This window comes from Gaetbulibacter jejuensis, from assembly GCF_039524015.1.
GTDB lineage: Bacteria > Bacteroidota > Bacteroidia > Flavobacteriales > Flavobacteriaceae > Gaetbulibacter_B > Gaetbulibacter_B jejuensis.
Map to the genome: position 1 here is coordinate 325006 of NZ_BAAAGF010000004.1, position 17146 is coordinate 342151.

At 32.6% G+C, this 17146-nt stretch carries 18 protein-coding genes and 1 riboswitch; of the genes, 10 read left to right on the top strand and 8 right to left on the bottom strand.

Translation table 11 applies throughout. The annotated features are described in order from the left end of the window. Positions 1-7: 7 nt before the first annotated feature. A complete protein-coding gene (locus tag ABD011_RS13520) occupies positions 8-1153 on the bottom strand; it encodes an ABC transporter substrate-binding protein (RefSeq protein ID WP_343799075.1) in 1146 nt (381 codons plus the stop codon). 68 nt (positions 1154-1221) lie between these two features. Then, a riboswitch (cobalamin riboswitch) is annotated at positions 1222-1468 on the top strand. A gap of 67 nt (positions 1469-1535) precedes the next feature. Here ABD011_RS13520 and ABD011_RS13525 point away from each other — a divergent pair. Then, complete coding sequence (locus tag ABD011_RS13525) at positions 1536-3464, top strand: TonB-dependent receptor plug domain-containing protein (protein ID WP_343799077.1); 1929 nt, start codon at positions 1536-1538, stop codon at positions 3462-3464. Positions 3465-3497: 33 nt separating this feature from the next. Here the strand turns inward: ABD011_RS13525 and ABD011_RS13530 are convergent, their stop codons facing one another. The 3 genes from ABD011_RS13530 to ABD011_RS13540 form a co-directional block, all read right to left on the bottom strand. Further along, positions 3498-3773, bottom strand: a complete 276-nt coding sequence (locus ABD011_RS13530) for a hypothetical protein (RefSeq protein WP_343799079.1) — start codon at positions 3771-3773, stop codon at positions 3498-3500. Positions 3774-3840: 67 nt separating this feature from the next. Next, complete coding sequence (locus ABD011_RS13535; RefSeq protein ID WP_343799081.1) at positions 3841-4848, bottom strand: M57 family metalloprotease; 1008 nt, start codon at positions 4846-4848, stop codon at positions 3841-3843. Beyond that, the gene (locus tag ABD011_RS13540; protein ID WP_343799083.1) at positions 4838-6334 is read right to left on the bottom strand and encodes a S41 family peptidase; all 1497 of its coding nucleotides are present in this window, start codon (positions 6332-6334) and stop codon (positions 4838-4840) included. Before ABD011_RS13540 ends, ABD011_RS13535 begins: the two co-directional genes overlap by 11 nt. A gap of 163 nt (positions 6335-6497) precedes the next feature. Here ABD011_RS13540 and ABD011_RS13545 point away from each other — a divergent pair, with 163 nt between their 5' ends. The 4 genes from ABD011_RS13545 to ABD011_RS13560 are packed head-to-tail and all read left to right on the top strand — an operon-like array spanning position 6498 to position 8622. Continuing rightward, positions 6498-7007, top strand: a complete 510-nt coding sequence (locus ABD011_RS13545; protein ID WP_343799085.1) for an RNA polymerase sigma factor — start codon at positions 6498-6500, stop codon at positions 7005-7007. After that, positions 6994-7482 carry a hypothetical protein gene (locus tag ABD011_RS13550; RefSeq protein ID WP_129761322.1) on the top strand — a complete coding sequence of 163 codons (489 nt, stop codon included), beginning with the start codon at positions 6994-6996 and terminating at the stop codon, positions 7480-7482. The genes ABD011_RS13545 and ABD011_RS13550 overlap by 14 nt, the downstream gene beginning before the upstream one ends. 14 nt (positions 7483-7496) lie before the next feature. Further along, positions 7497-8063, top strand: coding sequence for a DUF4252 domain-containing protein (locus tag ABD011_RS13555; RefSeq protein ID WP_129761323.1), 567 nt, complete (start codon positions 7497-7499; stop codon positions 8061-8063). A gap of 7 nt (positions 8064-8070) precedes the next feature. Further along, a complete protein-coding gene (locus ABD011_RS13560; protein ID WP_343799087.1) occupies positions 8071-8622 on the top strand; it encodes a DUF4252 domain-containing protein in 552 nt (183 codons plus the stop codon). 41 nt (positions 8623-8663) lie between these two features. Here the strand turns inward: ABD011_RS13560 and ABD011_RS13565 are convergent, their stop codons facing one another. From ABD011_RS13565 to ABD011_RS13575, 3 genes are all read right to left on the bottom strand, one after another. Further along, a complete protein-coding gene (locus tag ABD011_RS13565) occupies positions 8664-8852 on the bottom strand; it encodes a hypothetical protein (RefSeq protein WP_343799089.1) in 189 nt (62 codons plus the stop codon). Positions 8853-8881: 29 nt separating this feature from the next. Further along, positions 8882-10225 (bottom strand): adenylosuccinate lyase, encoded by a 1344-nt coding sequence (gene purB / locus ABD011_RS13570; protein WP_343799091.1) that lies wholly within the window; start codon positions 10223-10225, stop codon positions 8882-8884. Between the two features lie 77 nt (positions 10226-10302). Then, on the bottom strand, positions 10303-10866 hold the full coding sequence (locus tag ABD011_RS13575) for an adenylosuccinate lyase (RefSeq protein ID WP_343799093.1): 564 nt from the start codon (positions 10864-10866) through the stop codon (positions 10303-10305). A gap of 37 nt (positions 10867-10903) precedes the next feature. Between ABD011_RS13575 and ABD011_RS13580 the strand changes: the two genes are divergently transcribed. The 3 genes from ABD011_RS13580 to ABD011_RS13590 all read left to right on the top strand — a co-directional run bounded on the left by ABD011_RS13580 (position 10904) and on the right by ABD011_RS13590 (position 15213). Continuing rightward, positions 10904-11371, top strand: a complete 468-nt coding sequence (locus ABD011_RS13580) for a heme-binding domain-containing protein (RefSeq protein ID WP_343799095.1) — start codon at positions 10904-10906, stop codon at positions 11369-11371. A gap of 17 nt (positions 11372-11388) precedes the next feature. Continuing rightward, positions 11389-12621 carry a glycosyltransferase family 4 protein gene (locus ABD011_RS13585; RefSeq protein ID WP_343799097.1) on the top strand — a complete coding sequence of 411 codons (1233 nt, stop codon included), beginning with the start codon at positions 11389-11391 and terminating at the stop codon, positions 12619-12621. Positions 12622-12726: 105 nt separating this feature from the next. After that, a complete protein-coding gene (locus ABD011_RS13590; protein WP_343799099.1) occupies positions 12727-15213 on the top strand; it encodes a T9SS type B sorting domain-containing protein in 2487 nt (828 codons plus the stop codon). On the opposite strand, the gene ABD011_RS13595 is transcribed toward ABD011_RS13590, so the two are convergent. Then, positions 15202-15879, bottom strand: coding sequence for an SIR2 family NAD-dependent protein deacylase (locus ABD011_RS13595; RefSeq protein WP_343799101.1), 678 nt, complete (start codon positions 15877-15879; stop codon positions 15202-15204). The two genes, ABD011_RS13590 and ABD011_RS13595, sit on opposite strands and share 12 nt — an antisense overlap. Positions 15880-15916: 37 nt before the next feature. On the opposite strand from ABD011_RS13595, the gene ABD011_RS13600 reads away from it, so the two are divergent. Together ABD011_RS13600 and ABD011_RS13605 are read left to right on the top strand one after the other, a co-directional pair. Then, the gene (locus ABD011_RS13600) at positions 15917-16573 is read left to right on the top strand and encodes a TrmH family RNA methyltransferase (RefSeq protein ID WP_343799103.1); all 657 of its coding nucleotides are present in this window, start codon (positions 15917-15919) and stop codon (positions 16571-16573) included. Between the two features lie 38 nt (positions 16574-16611). After that, positions 16612-17145, top strand: a complete 534-nt coding sequence (locus tag ABD011_RS13605) for an SRPBCC family protein (RefSeq protein ID WP_343799105.1) — start codon at positions 16612-16614, stop codon at positions 17143-17145. The last annotated feature ends 1 nt before the right edge of the window (position 17146 follow it).

Sequence of the window (17146 nt, forward strand, 5' to 3'; positions counted from 1 at the left end):
ATTAAACTTATTTCAAAGGTTTAAAAAAATGAGTTTCGTATTCTGGTAATAATTCTGAGTGACACACTTTTATAATGTCTTTTAAAACTAAATCAGGTCTTGCAGTGCCTTCTTCATAATAGGTAACGCCACCAGTTGCTCCTGTAACATTTACAAATGAATATACTGTTTTGTTTTTAAAAGCATCAAATTCGGTGTAGTGTTCGTTAGCGTTTTTTAAAGCTTCTAATGAATTATAATACGACGGACTTAACCAAATATCAGCCGATTTTCCTTTGGTAAAAACAGCTTCAAAACTTAATGCTAAACTGCCTTCACCAGCCACATCTTGCCAAAGGTAATTTACGTTGGCGTCTTTTAAAAGTTGTGCTTCAGGGCTTGTGCCACTTGGTAAATACCAAACATCTTTATGAAGCGCACCACTTAAAATAGTTGGTGTTTTTCTAACTTTTGAGGCTAGTAGTTTTGCATCGTTGTACTCTTTTTCAATACTGTTGAAAATAGAATCAGCTTCAGCAGTTTTGTTGTAAAGAGCTCCAAAAAATTTAATCCATTCGGCTTTTGCAAGTGGTGATTTTTCAACCCAATCGCCATTGTACATGACTGGAATACCAGATTTTTTAATGGTTTCAAAGGTTTTATTATTGCCATCAATACCAAAACCTACAACAACTTCAGGTTGTAACTCTAGCAAAACTTCGGTATTGATACCTTCATTCTTTCCTAATTCTCTAATGCTTTCAGCGTTTATTAAAGCTCTGGTTTTTTCAGATGAAATATAGTCAGTACCAGGAAAACCTACTAAAGTATGCTCGACACCTAATAATTCTAAAGCAGGAATATGTGTTGTAGATGTCACGACTGTTTTTTCAACAGGTATTTCAAATATATCATCAAAACGAACTTTTTCTGTTGACCAAAAATTTGCGTCATAACCATCTTTAAGTAAAGCAAACTTATATCCTTTTTCAGCTTTAGGCCAAGGATTATTAATGGTTAATATTAAGTAGGTTTCGTAGTCCTTAATATTAAACCCTTTGGCATATTTCAAGTGTACTTCTTTACCTTGTATTTTTTCTAGTAATAACTTTTCTTTTTCTGTCTTACACGCAAAACAGATAATTAAAAGTAGAATTGGAAATAGTTTTCTCACTGTGTATTTATTTTCATTCAAAAGTAATATTATTTAACCTTATAGGTAAAACATTAAACAAAATGTTTAATTTTGCGGCGAATTTTGGTTCGAGATTGTTGTTTTAATCTCGATTAAAAGGGAATCTGGTGAGAGTATTATTTTCAAGTCCAGAACTGTTCCCGCAACTGTAAGCTAACAAGCTTCGTGTTATACTTCTAAAGTCACTGAAGTAAGATTGCCACATCTCGCCAATTGCGCGATTCGCAATGACAACTTTGGGAAGACCAGCACGGAGACGCAAGTCAGGAGACCTGCCAATTTCAAAAAAATAATAAGTCGAACTTTCGGGATAAAGGTTTGAGTATGCATTACCATACTTTCTCGAACAATTAATTTTAAAATGAACAAAAAAACATTGTTTTTTGGTGTGTTTTGTGCTACTTCAATTTTTGGATTTGCACAACAGCAAACTGATTCTACGCAAGTAGAACAACTAGATGAGGTCGTTATTACCGACTCAAAATTCAACTTAAAACGTGAAAATTCTGGTAAAGTAATTACCAAAATCACCCAAGAAGAACTTCAGCATTTACAAGGAAAAACCATAGCTGAAATTATCAATGCTACAGCAGGAATTGAAATTAACGGAACAAAAAGTAACGCTGGACAAAATTTAGCATATTACGTTCGAGGTGGGAGAAACCGTCAGGTTTTGGTATTGATAGATGGTATTGCATTAACCGATCCTTCGCAAATAGCTAACGATTACGATTTACGTTTGTTAAATCCAGATCAAGTAGAGAGTATTGAGATTTTAAAAGGTGCGTCTAGTACATTATATGGTACTGGAGCTGCAACCGCAGTAATCAATATTAAACTTAAAAAAGCTTCAAAAGATGCTGTTTCAGCTAACTTTAGAAGTGTTTTTGGTACTAACCAATCACATGATGATAGTAATTATGCTATCGAAGATTTTAGAAATAGCGTGTCAGTAAATGGAACCATTGGTGAGTTTAATTACTTAGCTAGTTTTGGTAATCAGTTTACTGATGGTTTATCTGCAATGGAGGCTGGAACCGAATCTGATGCTTACAATGCTATAAATGGTAATGTGAAATTAGGATACACATTTTCCAAGCAATTTAAACTGAATGCTTATGCAAGTTTTGATAAGTTTAAAGCCGATTTTGATGACGCTTCAACGTTTTCAGATGCAAACAACCATTCTACAAGTAAGCAGTATCGTATTGGGATTGCGCCAGAGTTTAGTTATAACAAAGGAAGCATTACTTTAAACGCTGCGTATAATGATGTTGAACGTATTGTGGAGTCGAGTTATCCTGCTGAATACTATGCTACAAGTTTGGTGGCAGACCTTTTTAATAGATATAATTTTAATGATAAATTCTATACTATTTTAGGTGTGAATTTTCAGGAGAATGATATGGAAAGTTTTGCAATTCCATTTGGATCAACCAATTTAGAACAAAGCATTGATCCAGAAACAGCAACATTCAACATTGTTGATCCTTATGCTAATGTGGTGTATGTTTCTGATTTTGGTTTAAATGTAAATGCTGGAGCACGTTTAAACAACCATAGCGAATATGGAAGTCATTTGGTTTACAGTTTAAATCCTTCCTATAGAAAAAGCTTCAATTTTGGATATTTAAAAGGAATGGCTAGTTACAGTACAGCATATATTACACCTTCATTGTATCAATTATTTGAACCTGCTTATGGAAATGCCGATTTAAAACCTGAAGAAAATGAAACTATAGAAGTTGGTATTGAAGCAGGAATTAAAGATAAAGCTACGTTCAGTTTAGTGTATTTTACTAGAAACGAAACTAATTTTATCGATTTTGTGGACATGGGTAATTTTGTGTACCAATACGATAATGTAGATGAGGATTTTACAGCAAGTGGTTTAGAATTTACAGCTGATTATAGTATTACAAACGCGCTAAAATTAAACGCTAATGTTACCTATACAAAGGTAGAAGATGATTTGAATTTAAGAATTCCTGAATTGAAAGGAAATGCACGATTGGATTATAAACTATCTGATGCTACATTTTTAAGTTTAGCGTACCAATATAATGATGATAGAAATGATGCCTATTTTAACAATACTACTTTTACAACAGAAGACGTTACTTTAAAAAGTTATAGCTTATTAGACTTTTACGTAAGCCATACTATTTTGGAGAACAAGTTAAAGTTGTTTGCTAACGTTAACAATATCCTTAATGAAGATTACCAAGAATTATTTGGGTATTCAACACGAGGAAGAAACGTTAATATAGGTTTTAACCTAAGTTTATAAAACAAAAAATCCGCTCATTTCGAGCGGATTTTTTTATTGATTAAATTCTTTTTTAATAATGGATATAAACTCATTATCTATATACATTTCATCTTCAAAAGGTTTTAGATTTATATCTTTTTTTACAGGAGTTAATTGAGGTGTATTTCTTATACTTTGGTCAATGCTATATCTTCCTAAGCTACTTTCAATATCAGCTAAAGCAGCAGCAAGTAAAGGCTCGTTTTCATCACCTAAAATCCCGAAATTTAATACGCTTTCGTTGATTTCAAAACCAACATCAGGAACTAAACCACTAGAAGGAACCACACCATCATTAGCATTTACCGAAATAGCGACTAAAAATCAAGTAAGAATTAGTTTTTATTTTTTCTAATTAATCACAATCCATAAAAATCCATTCATTTTCTACATTAAAAATTTTATCAATAGCGATATAATCTTCTGGAAAAAATCCATTAGTATTCCAACTTGTATTTGCATATTGATACATTACAGAGTAAGCATTTTGAGTTGTACCTTGTATATTAGAAGGACTATTATCTGAATGTCTAAAACCTAAAGAGTGTCCAATTTCATGAACCATATTTGTTGTTGCAACTTGTAAGCTTCTATTTGAATATGAAGCATTAATTCTAATATACGAACCAACAGAATGTACATATAGGTTTGATTGAGTGCCACCAATATCCCAATATTTTCCCATATTAGCCGCGGCTATTGGTGCTGGATTAGATGCGAATTCAGATGGAGGGTCTATTCTTATGGTTATATTGCCATAATCGTTAATGTTTTCTTGACTAGCAATTCTGAAATATATGTTAGGTGTATCCGAGTTAAATATAGAATTTTGAGAGTTATTAGGATTTAAATTAATTGCATTATTCCATGCCTGTATAGCATTTTGTGTTGCATTAATCCAGTTAGTATTTACTGAGGAGTCAAAAATGACATTAATATATTTATTTGGGTGATAGGCTTCCAAACAATGTACATCACCTATAAGGTTAACTACTTTTATAGCATCAGGATCATTTTCACCACTAATATATTGATCTCCTATATGGGTTATAAAACTTCTTTGTTCAAATATAGTATCTTGATTGTACTCGTTATTAAAATTTAAAAGAACTTTTTCTTCTTTGTTGTCTGAGTTCGGGGGATAGCATAGAATCTCACTTCTTAAAACAGGTTTTTGTGAGCTATTAATAACAAGCTTTTTGATATCGTCAAAAGATAAAGAATCAGTTAATCTTTGGATAGATTTATCATTTCCAAAAAGAGTTAAAACTTTTGGTTCTATTGTTATTTGATCATCATTATTTGAACAATTAAGAATCAATAGAAAAAAAGGGATGAATAAAAGAATAGTGTTAGTTTTCATAATAGTAAAAGTTTAAAGGTTTATTTATGTACATATTTTTTGAAAAAGGTATAAAGTCATTACTGTCTTTAAAAAAGTTTATGGCATTTTGAGTTGAATTTCCAATCCTACCAATACCTTGTATGTCTAAAATAGCAGCAGCTAAAAGAGGCTCGTTTATGTCTCCTAGAACACCTAAATTACCTAAATTTTCATTTAATTGAATTTGAGGTACGAATCCAGCATCATAATCTGTAAAGCCTTCAGAGTTAATTGATTTAAATATCAAAGGTTGTAGAGCATATGTGTGGTTAGGATTAGCATTTTGTCGTCCTAAATCTGGAGAGTCGTAAATAGTTGTCGATGCTTGGTATTTACCAGTTGTTGTGGCCCCAATTTGTACCACATCAATATATGGGTTTAATCCATTAATAATAAGTTCACTTGCTGAAGCAGTGCTTCTTGTTGTTAGAATATAAACTTTATTTAAATTTAAATGATTTATGTTTTCTTGAAAAACAATGTCTCCATTACTATTATACTTGATCATTTCATCTACAAAGGGATTTAATAAACTCTCAGGATTACTAGAATTAATTTGAGCTTGAATTTCATTATTCCATTCTTCTCTTATGAAGAGATCGCCAGTAAACTGTCCAGTAATCATTGAAGATAACCAAATTGCTGTATTAACGGAGCCTCCACCATTATATCTTAAATCTAAAACCAAATCAGTAATGTTAGCAGATTGAAATTCCCCAAAAACTGAGTTTAATTCAGAATCAAATTGATTGGTACTCGTAAATGAGTTGTACATTAAATACCCAACATTATTTCCGTCAACGTTTAGAATATTATGTGTTAGTATTGGGTTTTCAGTATAAGGTGTTTTTATTAATTCTATTGTTTCAGTTGTTTGGTCAACTGAATCATCATTTACTTCAGGTGTTCCATTGTCATTATATACTCCAATATTTATTGAATAACTATTTGTAGATGAACCTAATAAGTTATTTGCATTCTCAATTGTTAGTTGTGTTCCATCAACACCATAGAAAATATCACCCCGTTTTATACCTTGTGATTCTGCTGAGGTATTTGGCATTACATATCTAACATAGCCATAAATCTCACTACTAGTTTCAGTAAAACGAAAAAGTCCAAACTCCATACCGTTACTAACAGTTGTTCCACTTAATGCTTGCTCAAAAGCAATATAATCATCAACTATAATACTAAACCTGTCAACTGTTTGTCTTTGATAAATTAAACTTTCAAAGAGTTCTTCGGGTGAAGAAAAGCTATTTAAGTAATTACCATATTCTTCATTACTTGTAAATCTGTCATTCGCCAAATCGGGTATTTCAGCTTTATACAAATACACAGCATTCATACCTTTCCATACAAAATCATGTATACTGCTTGATAAAATAACATTGTCATCTCTATCTTCAAAGCAACTTGTGGTTAGACTACCAAAGATGATGGCAATTAGTAGGGTTCTCATAATTTTCATAATAATTCTTTTTTCAAAACATACATACTATATATGTCTATTAAACTCTAAATTTACTTACAATATTGTAAATTAAAAATTAATTGTAACAAAATTGAAAGTGTATCGTCGTAATGATAGAACGGGATAAAAACCGTCTAACTAACCAAACAAAATGACACAAACTGATTTTATAAAATTAGTAATGCCTTTTAAGGATAAGGTTTACAGGCTAGCAAAACGCTTGTTGGTATCTAGTGAGGAAGCTGAAGACGCTACTCAAGAGATCTTACTAAAGTTATGGAAAAACAAAGTAAAAATTTCTGAGTATAAAAATGTAGAAGCTTTTTCCATGACCATGACAAAGAATTTTTGCCTTGACCGATTAAAATCCAAACAGGCACAAAATTTAAAGATAGTACACAGTAACTATCAAGATAATAATGTGTCGTTGCAAAAACAGGTAGAGCTTAATGATAGTGTAGACTGGGTGTCTAAAATAATGGAAGAGCTACCAGAACAACAAAAAATAATTTTGCAACTGAGAGATATAGAAGAGTATGAGTTTGAAGACATAGCAAAAGTGTTGGATATGAATGAAACTGCCATACGAGTAGCACTCTCAAGAGCAAGAAAAACAATAAGAGAAAAATTAACTAATACACATAGTTATGGTATTAAATAACATAGAAAAATTACTTGAAAAGTACGAAAACGGAGAAACTACTTTAAAAGAAGAGCAACACTTAAAACACTATTTTGCACAAGAGGAAGTCGCTCCACATTTAGAGTCTTACAAAGCCATGTTTAATTACTTTCAGGTAACAAAACAAGAGCAGTTTACCAAAGACGTTCCATTAAAATCTAGAAACAAAAATTTGTATAAATGGATTTCTGTCGCAGCAGTAGCAGTTCTTATGGTGTCGGTTTTTACCTTCACCAATAAAGAGGAAGGATTGGGAAGCCTTAATGAAGAACAATTGTTGGCCTACAATCAAACCAAAGAAGCGCTAAGTCTTTTATCATCTAAGTTTAATGATGGAGCAAGTAGCTTAAATGCTTTAACACTTGCGTCTCAAAATTTAGAAAAAGGCGTAGACCACATGAGCTTAATTAATGAGTTCAACACATCGACAAACAAAATTTTTAAAACAAACTAGAAAAACAGAAAAAAATGAAAAAATTAGTTGTAATTGCAGTTTTGGCTTTGATGCCAATAGTATCTTTCGGACAAAGCATTTTTGATAAATACGAAGATCAAGAAGGAGTAACTTCGGTTATAGTAAACCAAAAAATGTTTAGCATGCTTGCTGGTATTAACATAGACTTAGATGACCCAGAAGCACAACAATTTTTAGAAATGGCTAAAAAGATAACAGGATTAAAAGTATTTACTACAGGAGATGAAGCCGTTTCAAAAGATATGAATGCAACAGTAACATCTTACCTAAAAGGTTCTAGCTTACAAGAATTAATGAGAATAAAAGATGGAGACCAAACAGTAAAATTCTATGTAAAAGAAGGTAAAGATGAAAACCATGTTAAGGAGCTATTAATGTTCATTAATGGGTTAAAAGAAGTAACAAAAGGTGCTGACATTGAAATAAACGGAAAGAAAAGAGAAATTGAAACCGTTTTATTATCGTTAACAGGTGATATAGATTTACGTCAAATATCTAAGTTAACAAGCAATATGAATGTACCTGGTGGAGAGCACTTAAAGAAAGCTAACAAAAACTAATCAACCAATGATAACATCAATCAAAAAATCAATTATGTTGATGGCTTTGGTTACAACTATAGTAAGTTGTAACCAAGGTCCAACATTACAAACCTATTTTGTAGACAATGAGTTAAATCCAGGATTTATCTCGGGAGATGTGCCTGCAAGTATTATTAATATTGAAGAAATTGAGAATCTTACTGACGATCAAAAAGAAGCTTACGAATCTATTGATAAGCTTAATATTTTAGCATACCAAATTAATGAGACTAATAAAGAGGATTATGAGGTGGAGCTTAAAAAAGTAAAAGAGATTCTTAAAAATGAGAAGTATGAAGAATTGATGAGAGGCGGAAATACTTCAGACGGAAAGTTTGTAATAAAATTTATTGGTGAATCTGAAACAAGTATTGATGAGCTTATTTTATTTGGTGATGCTAAAGATAAAGGATTTGTTGTTGCCAGAGTTTTAGGTGATGATATGAATGCTGGAAAACTAATGAAACTATCTGGTGTTTTGGAACAAGCAGATTTAGACAATGACCAATTAGAAAGTTTTAAAAACTTTTTTAAATAAACTGATAGTTATTTAAAATGTTAATAGAAAATCACCTTGTATTATTCAGGGTGATTTTTGTTTTCTATATCTTTTAAAAAGTGAATCACCAAATACACCGTAAAAAGTGCAAACCCTATAAATAATAAGGTTTTAATCATAAAATTATCTAGTACATTAAAAATGCCAGCCACAAAAAAACATAAAGTTAATACTGAGGCATATATTAAAGCTAGTGTATCTTTACTCATACGATAAGTTCAGTAACTTACTTGCTAAATTAAATTCCAGTATAGTTACTTGGTGTAATTTGTTTTAGTTCTTCTTTTATAGAATTAGGAACCTCTAAGGTATCAATAAAATTTGAAATAGAGTCTTGAGTTATTTTTTCGTTAGTTCTTGTTAATCCTTTTAAAGCTTCATAAGGATTAGGATAAGCTTCTCTTCTTAAAATAGTTTGAATTGCCTCAGCTACAACAGCCCAATTGTTTTCTAGGTCTTCAGCAAATTTGGCTTCATTCAATAACAATTTGTTTAACCCTTTCAACGTACTTTTAAGACCAATTATTGTATGCGAAAAAGGAACACCAACATTACGTAAAACAGTACTATCAGTTAAATCTCTTTGTAGCCTAGATAAAGGCAGTTTTGCAGCTAAATGCTCAAAAACTGCATTAGCAATACCAAGGTTACCTTCACTGTTTTCAAAATCTATTGGGTTTACCTTATGAGGCATTGCACTACTTCCAACTTCACCCTTTTTGATTTTTTGTTTAAAATAGTCCATCGAAACGTAGGTCCAAATATCTCTGTCTAAATCAATGATAATCGTGTTTATACGCTTTAAACAATCAAACAAAGCAGCCATGTGGTCATAATGTTCAATTTGAGTAGTAGGGAAAGAGTGTTGTAACCCTAACTTTTCTTGCACAAACTTACTTCCAAAAGCTTTCCAGTCAATAGTAGGATAAGCTACTTTATGAGCGTTGAAATTTCCTGTTGCTCCACCAAACTTTGCAGCACTTGGTATATCGTTCAATAAATTAAATTGCTCTTCTAATCTTACAACAAACACTTCAATTTCTTTGCCTAAACGCGTAGGTGAAGCAGGTTGACCATGAGTTCTTGCTAGCATTGATACCGCTTTCCACTCATTAGAAAGTGATTTTAATTCATTAAGTACTTTAAAGTATTCAGGCACATAAACATCATTCATCGCTTCTTTAATACTCAACGGAATTGCAGTGTTGTTTATGTCTTGAGAGGTTAATCCAAAGTGGATAAACTCTTTGTATTCCGAAATATTTAAAGCATCAAATTGTTCTTTAATGAAATATTCAACCGCTTTTACATCATGGTTTGTAACACTTTCAATAGTTTTTATTTTAAGTGCATCATCAGCAGTAAAGTTTTTGTAAATAGCTCTTAAATCATCAAATAAATTAGCGTCAAAACGTTCTAATTGTGGTAAAGGAATTTCGCATAAAGCGATAAAATATTCAATCTCAACTAGTACGCGATACTTTATTAAAGCTTCTTCTGAAAAATAGTTTGATAAGGCTTCAACTTTACTTCTGTAACGACCATCAATTGGAGAGATGGCATTTAATGATGATAACTGCATGAGTGTGTTGTTTTTTGAAGTTGCAAAGATACTTTTTTTCGTTGGAAGACCGAAGCTTGAAGCTTTAGTTTTTCTACCTAGTTTTTTATCTTTTTTAAAATATGTCTAGCTCTTGCTTTAAAACCAGAACTCTGCATTTGAAAATCACGTTCTAAAATAAGCGCCAACTCAGGATGTATCCAATTATAATCAGTTCCTAATAAAAATAAGGTATTCATAGCATAGGCTTTTGGTGCAATTTTTTCGTCATTTATCATATAATCAAAACACACTTCAATAATTCGTTCTTTATATTCGGGAGTTAAAGCTGCTTTAATTTTAGTTTCATGCTTAGAGTAGTAAGCTTTTGTTAAGTATTCACAAATTTTAGCTACAGGTCTTACTGCTGGGTCAAGATGTACTTTGTGCATATTTTTGGTAAACGCATCAAGATGAGGTATTATGGCTTCTAGTTGCTCGCCACACATAAATTCTAAAACCCAAGCTGCACGACAGGAAACTTTATCGTCTACCATAAATAAAATATCTAATAACTTAGGAATCAAATTAGGGTTGTCAATCACCAAATTAGCATACTTCAAACGCTTTTCGCGAGAGTGATTAACATAATTTAACTCGTTGTATAGGTGTTCTGTAGTCAAGTTTTTGTTATTTTTAAGTTTCTAAATTAAACTAAAAATGAAAATACTTAAAAAACTTCTGTTAGTTTTATTGCTGATTTTTGTTGTAGCACAATTTTTTGGTCCAGAAAAAAATGAAGGCGATTTAGTATCCTTAAATGCTTTTTATGAAGAAACCAACCCTTCTGATAATGTGAAGTTGATATTAAAAGAAGCGTGTTTGGATTGCCACAGTAATGTAACTCGTTATCCTTGGTATAGTAAAATTACACCTGTTAATTATTGGATGGCAGAGCATGTTAACAATGGTAAAAGACACTTTAATGTTTCAAATTGGGATACCCTTTCCGTTAAACGAAAAGACCATAAATTTGAAGAGCTTATTGAAATGGTTGAGGACAAAGAAATGCCTTTAGAATCTTATACTTGGGGACATCCTGAAGCTAAATTAACTGACACGCAAATTAAAGATTTAATAGGTTGGGCTAAACAAGTAAGACAAAGTTATGCCGTTGAATCTCATTAAAAATGATTTGAGATAGTATGAAAGTATTAATAATTGGGTTTGTATGGCCTGAACCCAAAAGTTCTGCAGCTGGAAGCAGAATGATGCAACTTATTCAAATTTTTTTAGCTGAAAATTATACAGTCACTTTTGCGACATCAACATCAAAAACTGAAAACGCATTTAATTTAAAAAGCTTAGGAATAGACGAGCGCACTATTGAATTGAATAGCTCAACGTTTGATGATTTTATTTCTCAGTTACAGCCTGATATAGTGTTGTTTGATAGGTTTTTAACCGAAGAACAGTTTGGTTGGCGAGTTGCACAACAATGCCCAAAGGCAATACGAATTTTAGATACCGAAGATGTACACGGTTTGCGTAAAGGACGTGAATTAGCTTTAAAAGACAATACACCATTTAATGTTGAATATTTACATAACGATACCTCAAAACGTGAAATAGCTAGTATTTATCGTTGTGATGTAAGTTTGATAATTTCTGAAGCTGAAATGGAACTCTTAACCCAAGAGTTTGGTGTTCCTACTGAGTTGTTACATTACATGCCTTTTTTGATAGAGCCTATTGCTGAGGAAAGCAAACAAAAATTACCAGCGTTTGAAGACCGAAATCACTTTATAACCATTGGTAATTTTTTACATCCACCAAATTTAGATTCGGTAAAGTTTTTATACCAATCTATTTGGTCGAAAATTAAAACTAAACTTCCAAAAGCTGAAATGCACATTTATGGAGCCTATCAAAATAACAAAGCGCAACAGTTTAAAACCAATGATAAGGGATTTGTAATTAAAGGCTTTGCCGAAGATGTAAATGATGTTATGCAACAAGCAAAAGTGTGTTTGTCACCTTTGCGGTTTGGAGCAGGATTGAAAGGCAAGTTTTTTGATGCTATGCTTAACGGTACACCTTTTGTAACCACATCAATAGGAGCTGAAGGTATTTTAGAATCTAGTTATATGAATACCCTTAATTCAGAAGATGTAGATGCTATAGTAGAGTATGCAATTAGGATGTATAGTGATAAAGCAATTTGGCAAGAGCAGCAAAATTTAGGTTTTAATGTACTCAAAAAGCGGTTCGATAAGCAATATCATATTGAAACATTTAAGAAGAAACTTCAGTATGTAATTGAACACTTAAAAGAGTGTCGTCAAAATAATTTCACTGGTCAAATGCTCATGCACCATACTTTACAAAGCACAAAGTATATGAGTAAATGGATTGAAGAAAAAAACAAAAAAGACTAAAACTAATTGAATTTAGAGGAGTTTTTCAGATTATTATACTAAAATATCACTAAAAGAGATATGTTTTCCTACATTTACAAATCACAAACTTTCCATTGCTAACTAATGTCTAAAAAAATTTCAGTTCTAATCATTTTTTGTGTTCAAGCTATTTTAACATATGGTCAAGCCAATGTTCCACCAACAATTGTAGCTGATGGTAACCAAATGTATTGTCCGTTGAGCCAAATAAATGTGGTCACAAATTTTGACATTATCGATCCTGATGATACAGAAATTGAAGCTGTTTACATACAAATATCTACAGGTTATGATGTAGGTAATGACCTATTATCTTTAACAGGAACACATCCAAACATTGTAACCAATTGGGATGCTAATCAAGGTAAATTGACATTAAGTGGAGTAGGAGGAGTAAATGTAAGTTATACTGATCTTATTGCGGCTGTATTAGATGTGGTTTATGAAAGTGTATCTGATACTGTGTCAGGTGAAAAGTACTTTTCGTTCACCATTGGTGATGCCAATTATTTACCCTCTACAGGTCACTATTATCAATATGTAGCCGATTTAGGAATTACCTGGACTGATGCAAGACAAGCTGCTGAAAATAGCACCTATTTTGGTTTGCAAGGGTATTTGGCTACAATCACATCTACAGAAGAAGCTCAATTAACTGGTGAACAGGCTGCTGGAGCAGGATGGATAGGAGGAACAGATTTTGAAACCGAAGGTGTTTGGAAATGGGCAACAGGACCAGAAGAAGGAACTGTATTTTGGAATGGAGGGATAAATGGTTCAACACCAAATTTTGCTTTTTGGAATACGAACGAACCAAATAATCAAGGAAATGAAGATTATGCGCATGTAACAGCGCCTAATGTGGGTATTGCAGGTTCGTGGAATGATTTACCAAATGGAGGTAGTGATGGTGATTATGAGCCTAAAGGTTATATCGTAGAATATGGTGGAATGCCTGGAGACCCAATGCTTGATATTTCAGCAAGTACAATGATTACTATTCCAGAAATTGTAAGCACTACTGATGATTCTAATTGTGGTTCAGGAACAGTTACGTTAGAAGCTACAGCATCATCAGGGGCAGTAATTTGGTTTGATGCTGATACAGGAGCTCAGTTATCAGTTGGAGATACTTTTGAGACTCCAGTTTTAAATGAAACAACAACTTATTTAGCAATGGCTTCTGTAGATGGATGTTTAGAAGGGAATAAAGTACCTGTTGTAGCAACTATTTATAGTTTGCCTACTGTACAAAGTCCAGTAACATTAAAAAATTGTGATGAAGATGGTGTTATTGATGGGTTTACAGATTTTAACTTAAACGAACTTGATGACTTAGTGACCAACAATAATAGTTCAGGTTTTGATATTACCTATCACTTGACGCAAAACGATGCTGAGTTTAACATCAATCAACAAGCTGCTTTTCCGTTTAATAATGCACAATCTGCAACAGTCTACGTTCGTATTGAAGGAGGTAATGGTTGTTATGAAGTAGCAGCTGCCAATTTAGAAGTGTCTACAACGTCTTTTCAAGATGGGTTTTTGCATACAATTGAGCAATGTGATGATGATGTAGCAGATGGGTTTATTTCATTTAATTTATCTGAAGCATCTCAAGTTTTTCTAGATCAGTTTCCTTCAGGACAAAATTTAAGTGTGCATTACTACAGTAGTTTAAATGACGCTCAACTAGAGCAAAATGAAATACTTCCACAAACTAATTATACAAATCAAACAGCATTTTCAGAAACCATATATGTAAGAGTTGAAAGCGATGATAATGGAGATTGTTTTGGTATTGGACCACATTTAAGATTGATTGTACATCCTATTCCTGAGTTTGAAATTGAAGGAGAAACAGTGTATTGTTCTAATGGAGATCCAGTAGTATTAGAAATTGTGAATCCAAATGGGAATTATCAATATGAATGGACTGACCAAAGCGGAACAGTAATAAGCAACTTAACTTCAGTTGAGGTGACTTCAGGAGGAGTGTATTCAGCAACAGCTAGTTCAGGATTTAACTGTAGCTCACCTCCTGTTACATTTTTGGTTTTAGAATCTTCAGTGGCTGATTTAGATATGGATGATATTACAATTACTGATTTTACAAGTAACAATACAATTACTATCGATCCTTCAGGATTAGGTGTTGGAGATTATGAATATGGGTTAAACACTAGTGTATATTATCAAGATGAACCTTATTTCGACCAAGTTGCTCCAGGTGAACATATTTTATTTGTTAGAGATAAAAATGGCTGTGGAGTAGCCGCTTTAGAAATTTATGTTTTAGGGTTTCCTAAGTTTTTTAGTCCTAACGACGATTTATATAACCAAACCTGGAATATAAAAGGGTTTAGTGAAAGTTACAGCTCACGTTCTTTAGTACATATTTTTGACCGCTATGGAAAGCATATTACAAGTATAAAACCAAGTGGAATAGGTTGGGACGGAACTTTTAAAGGTAAACAATTACCAAAAACCGATTATTGGTTTATCGCAGAAATGATAAAACTTAATGGTGAGGTTAGAACCTTGAAGGGACATTTTAGCTTACTTCGATAATAATTCAATCCATTTTTTAATACCTGTTGTAGCTGGTTCTGAAATGACAGTAACTTGTTTTGAAGAATCTAAATTTGGTTTTGGATCAATATAGTATGTAGGTGTATTAGGTGTTACGTAATGCATTAAGCTTGCTGCAGGATATACTTGCATTGAAGTACCGATAATTAATAAAATATCAGCAGTTTCACAAATAGCAATTGCTTTTTCAATCATCGGAACTGCTTCACCAAACCACACAATGTGAGGTCGCATTTGGTGTCCTTTGTTGCACAAATCTCCAAGGATAAGGTCTGTTTTCCACTCAACCACATCATTTTCATCAAAAGTGCTACGAGCTTTTAATAATTCACCATGTAAATGAACTACGGTTGAACTGCCTGCACGTTCGTGTAAATCGTCCACATTTTGTGTTATTATAGTCACTTTGTATTCAGATTCTAAATCTGCCAAAGCTTTATGAGCAGCATTGGGTTTTACTTCAAACAATTGTCTGCGTCTTTGGTTGTAGAACTCTAAAACCAGTTCCGGATTTGCCTCAAAGCCTTGTGGTGACGCAACTTCCATTACATCGTGTCCTTCCCATAAACCGTCGGCATCTCTAAAGGTTTTAATACCACTTTCGGCACTCATTCCTGCTCCTGTAAGTACAACTATATGCTTCATAGCTGCAAATTACTATTTTAAAATTATATTTGAACTTATGATTGATATTAAACTTTTAGACTATTTAGAGTCCTACTTAACCGAAAACCGAAGAACACGTTTTAATAAAGTACTGTCACAGCGAACTAAACATTTTACGGTTGCAACTGAAGATGTGTATCAACTTCACAACACAAGTGCAGTTATACGAAGTTGCGATGTGTTTGGGATACAAGAAGTAAACATTGTTGAGGAAATTAACTCTAAACGAATAGATAGAGAAATTGCTATGGGAGCGCAAAAATGGGTAGATTTAAACCGATTCCATACAGTGAAAGATTGTATTAAAGATTTGAAATCTAAAGGCTATCAAATTGTGGCGACCACACCACATACTAACGATTGCTTACTGCATGAGTTTGATGTTACTAAAAAATCATGCTTTTTCTTCGGAAGGGAAACCGAAGGGTTATCGCAAGAAGTAATAGACAATGCAGACTGCTACTTAAAAATTCCAATGAGTGGTTTTACTGAAAGTTTAAACATTTCAGTGTCAGCAGCAATTATCCTTCAGCATGTTACTACAAAGTTAAAACAGACAGAAATTAATTGGCAATTAACAGAAACTGAAAGGCTCGAAAAACGTTTGGACTGGATTAAGAAAACTATAAAAAGCTACGATAAGATTGTAGAAAGGTATTACTCAAAGCAATAATTTTTGTAACTTTAAAAGAACTAACTAAACTAAAAAAGATGATAATAGCACTTTACGTTATTCTAGGTATAATTGCCTTGATAATTATTTTAGCATTAATTGCACCAAAAGCTTATGATGTTAACCGAAGCATTCTTATAAATGCGCCAAAAGACGAAGTTTTTAAGTATTTGACCTTTATAAAAAACCAAAACGATTGGTCGCCTTGGAAAAAGAAGGACCCAAACATGAAACAAGAATTTATAGGAACTGATGGTGAGGTTGGTTTTATTTCTAAATGGGAAGGTAATAAAGATGTTGGAACAGGTGAGCAGGAGCTTATCAGTATTCAAAAGGAAAATGACAAAATAGAAGTTCAGTTGCGTTTTTTTAAACCATGGAAATCACAATCTGTAGGCTATTACACAGTTGAAGAACTTAATCCTAATGAAACTAAAGTAGTTTGGGGATTTCAAGGGAAAAACCCAATTCCGTTTAATGTGTTTATGCTGTTTTTCAATTTTGAAAAGGCAGTAGGAAAGGATTTTGATGAAGGCTTAATAAGTCTAAAACACATATTAGAAAGTAAATAGT

What these genes read in the sequence shown, in the direction of transcription:
- ABD011_RS13525 (WP_343799077.1), top strand. Translation starts at nt 1,536, where the DNA reads ATGAACAAAAAAACATTGTTTTTTGGTGTGTTTTGTGCTACTTCAATT.
- ABD011_RS13535 (WP_343799081.1), bottom strand. Translation starts at nt 4,848, where the DNA reads ATGAAAACTAACACTATTCTTTTATTCATCCCTTTTTTTCTATTGATT.
- ABD011_RS13540 (WP_343799083.1), bottom strand. Translation starts at nt 6,334, where the DNA reads ATGAGAACCCTACTAATTGCCATCATCTTTGGTAGTCTAACCACAAGT.
- ABD011_RS13545 (WP_343799085.1), top strand. Translation starts at nt 6,498, where the DNA reads ATGACACAAACTGATTTTATAAAATTAGTAATGCCTTTTAAGGATAAG.
- ABD011_RS13550 (WP_129761322.1), top strand. Translation starts at nt 6,994, where the DNA reads ATGGTATTAAATAACATAGAAAAATTACTTGAAAAGTACGAAAACGGA.
- ABD011_RS13555 (WP_129761323.1), top strand. Translation starts at nt 7,497, where the DNA reads ATGAAAAAATTAGTTGTAATTGCAGTTTTGGCTTTGATGCCAATAGTA.
- ABD011_RS13560 (WP_343799087.1), top strand. Translation starts at nt 8,071, where the DNA reads ATGATAACATCAATCAAAAAATCAATTATGTTGATGGCTTTGGTTACA.
- ABD011_RS13565 (WP_343799089.1), bottom strand. Translation starts at nt 8,852, where the DNA reads ATGAGTAAAGATACACTAGCTTTAATATATGCCTCAGTATTAACTTTA.
- purB (WP_343799091.1), bottom strand. Translation starts at nt 10,225, where the DNA reads ATGCAGTTATCATCATTAAATGCCATCTCTCCAATTGATGGTCGTTAC.
- ABD011_RS13580 (WP_343799095.1), top strand. Translation starts at nt 10,904, where the DNA reads ATGAAAATACTTAAAAAACTTCTGTTAGTTTTATTGCTGATTTTTGTT.
- ABD011_RS13585 (WP_343799097.1), top strand. Translation starts at nt 11,389, where the DNA reads ATGAAAGTATTAATAATTGGGTTTGTATGGCCTGAACCCAAAAGTTCT.
- ABD011_RS13590 (WP_343799099.1), top strand. Translation starts at nt 12,727, where the DNA reads ATGTCTAAAAAAATTTCAGTTCTAATCATTTTTTGTGTTCAAGCTATT.
- ABD011_RS13595 (WP_343799101.1), bottom strand. Translation starts at nt 15,879, where the DNA reads ATGAAGCATATAGTTGTACTTACAGGAGCAGGAATGAGTGCCGAAAGT.
- ABD011_RS13600 (WP_343799103.1), top strand. Translation starts at nt 15,917, where the DNA reads ATGATTGATATTAAACTTTTAGACTATTTAGAGTCCTACTTAACCGAA.
- ABD011_RS13605 (WP_343799105.1), top strand. Translation starts at nt 16,612, where the DNA reads ATGATAATAGCACTTTACGTTATTCTAGGTATAATTGCCTTGATAATT.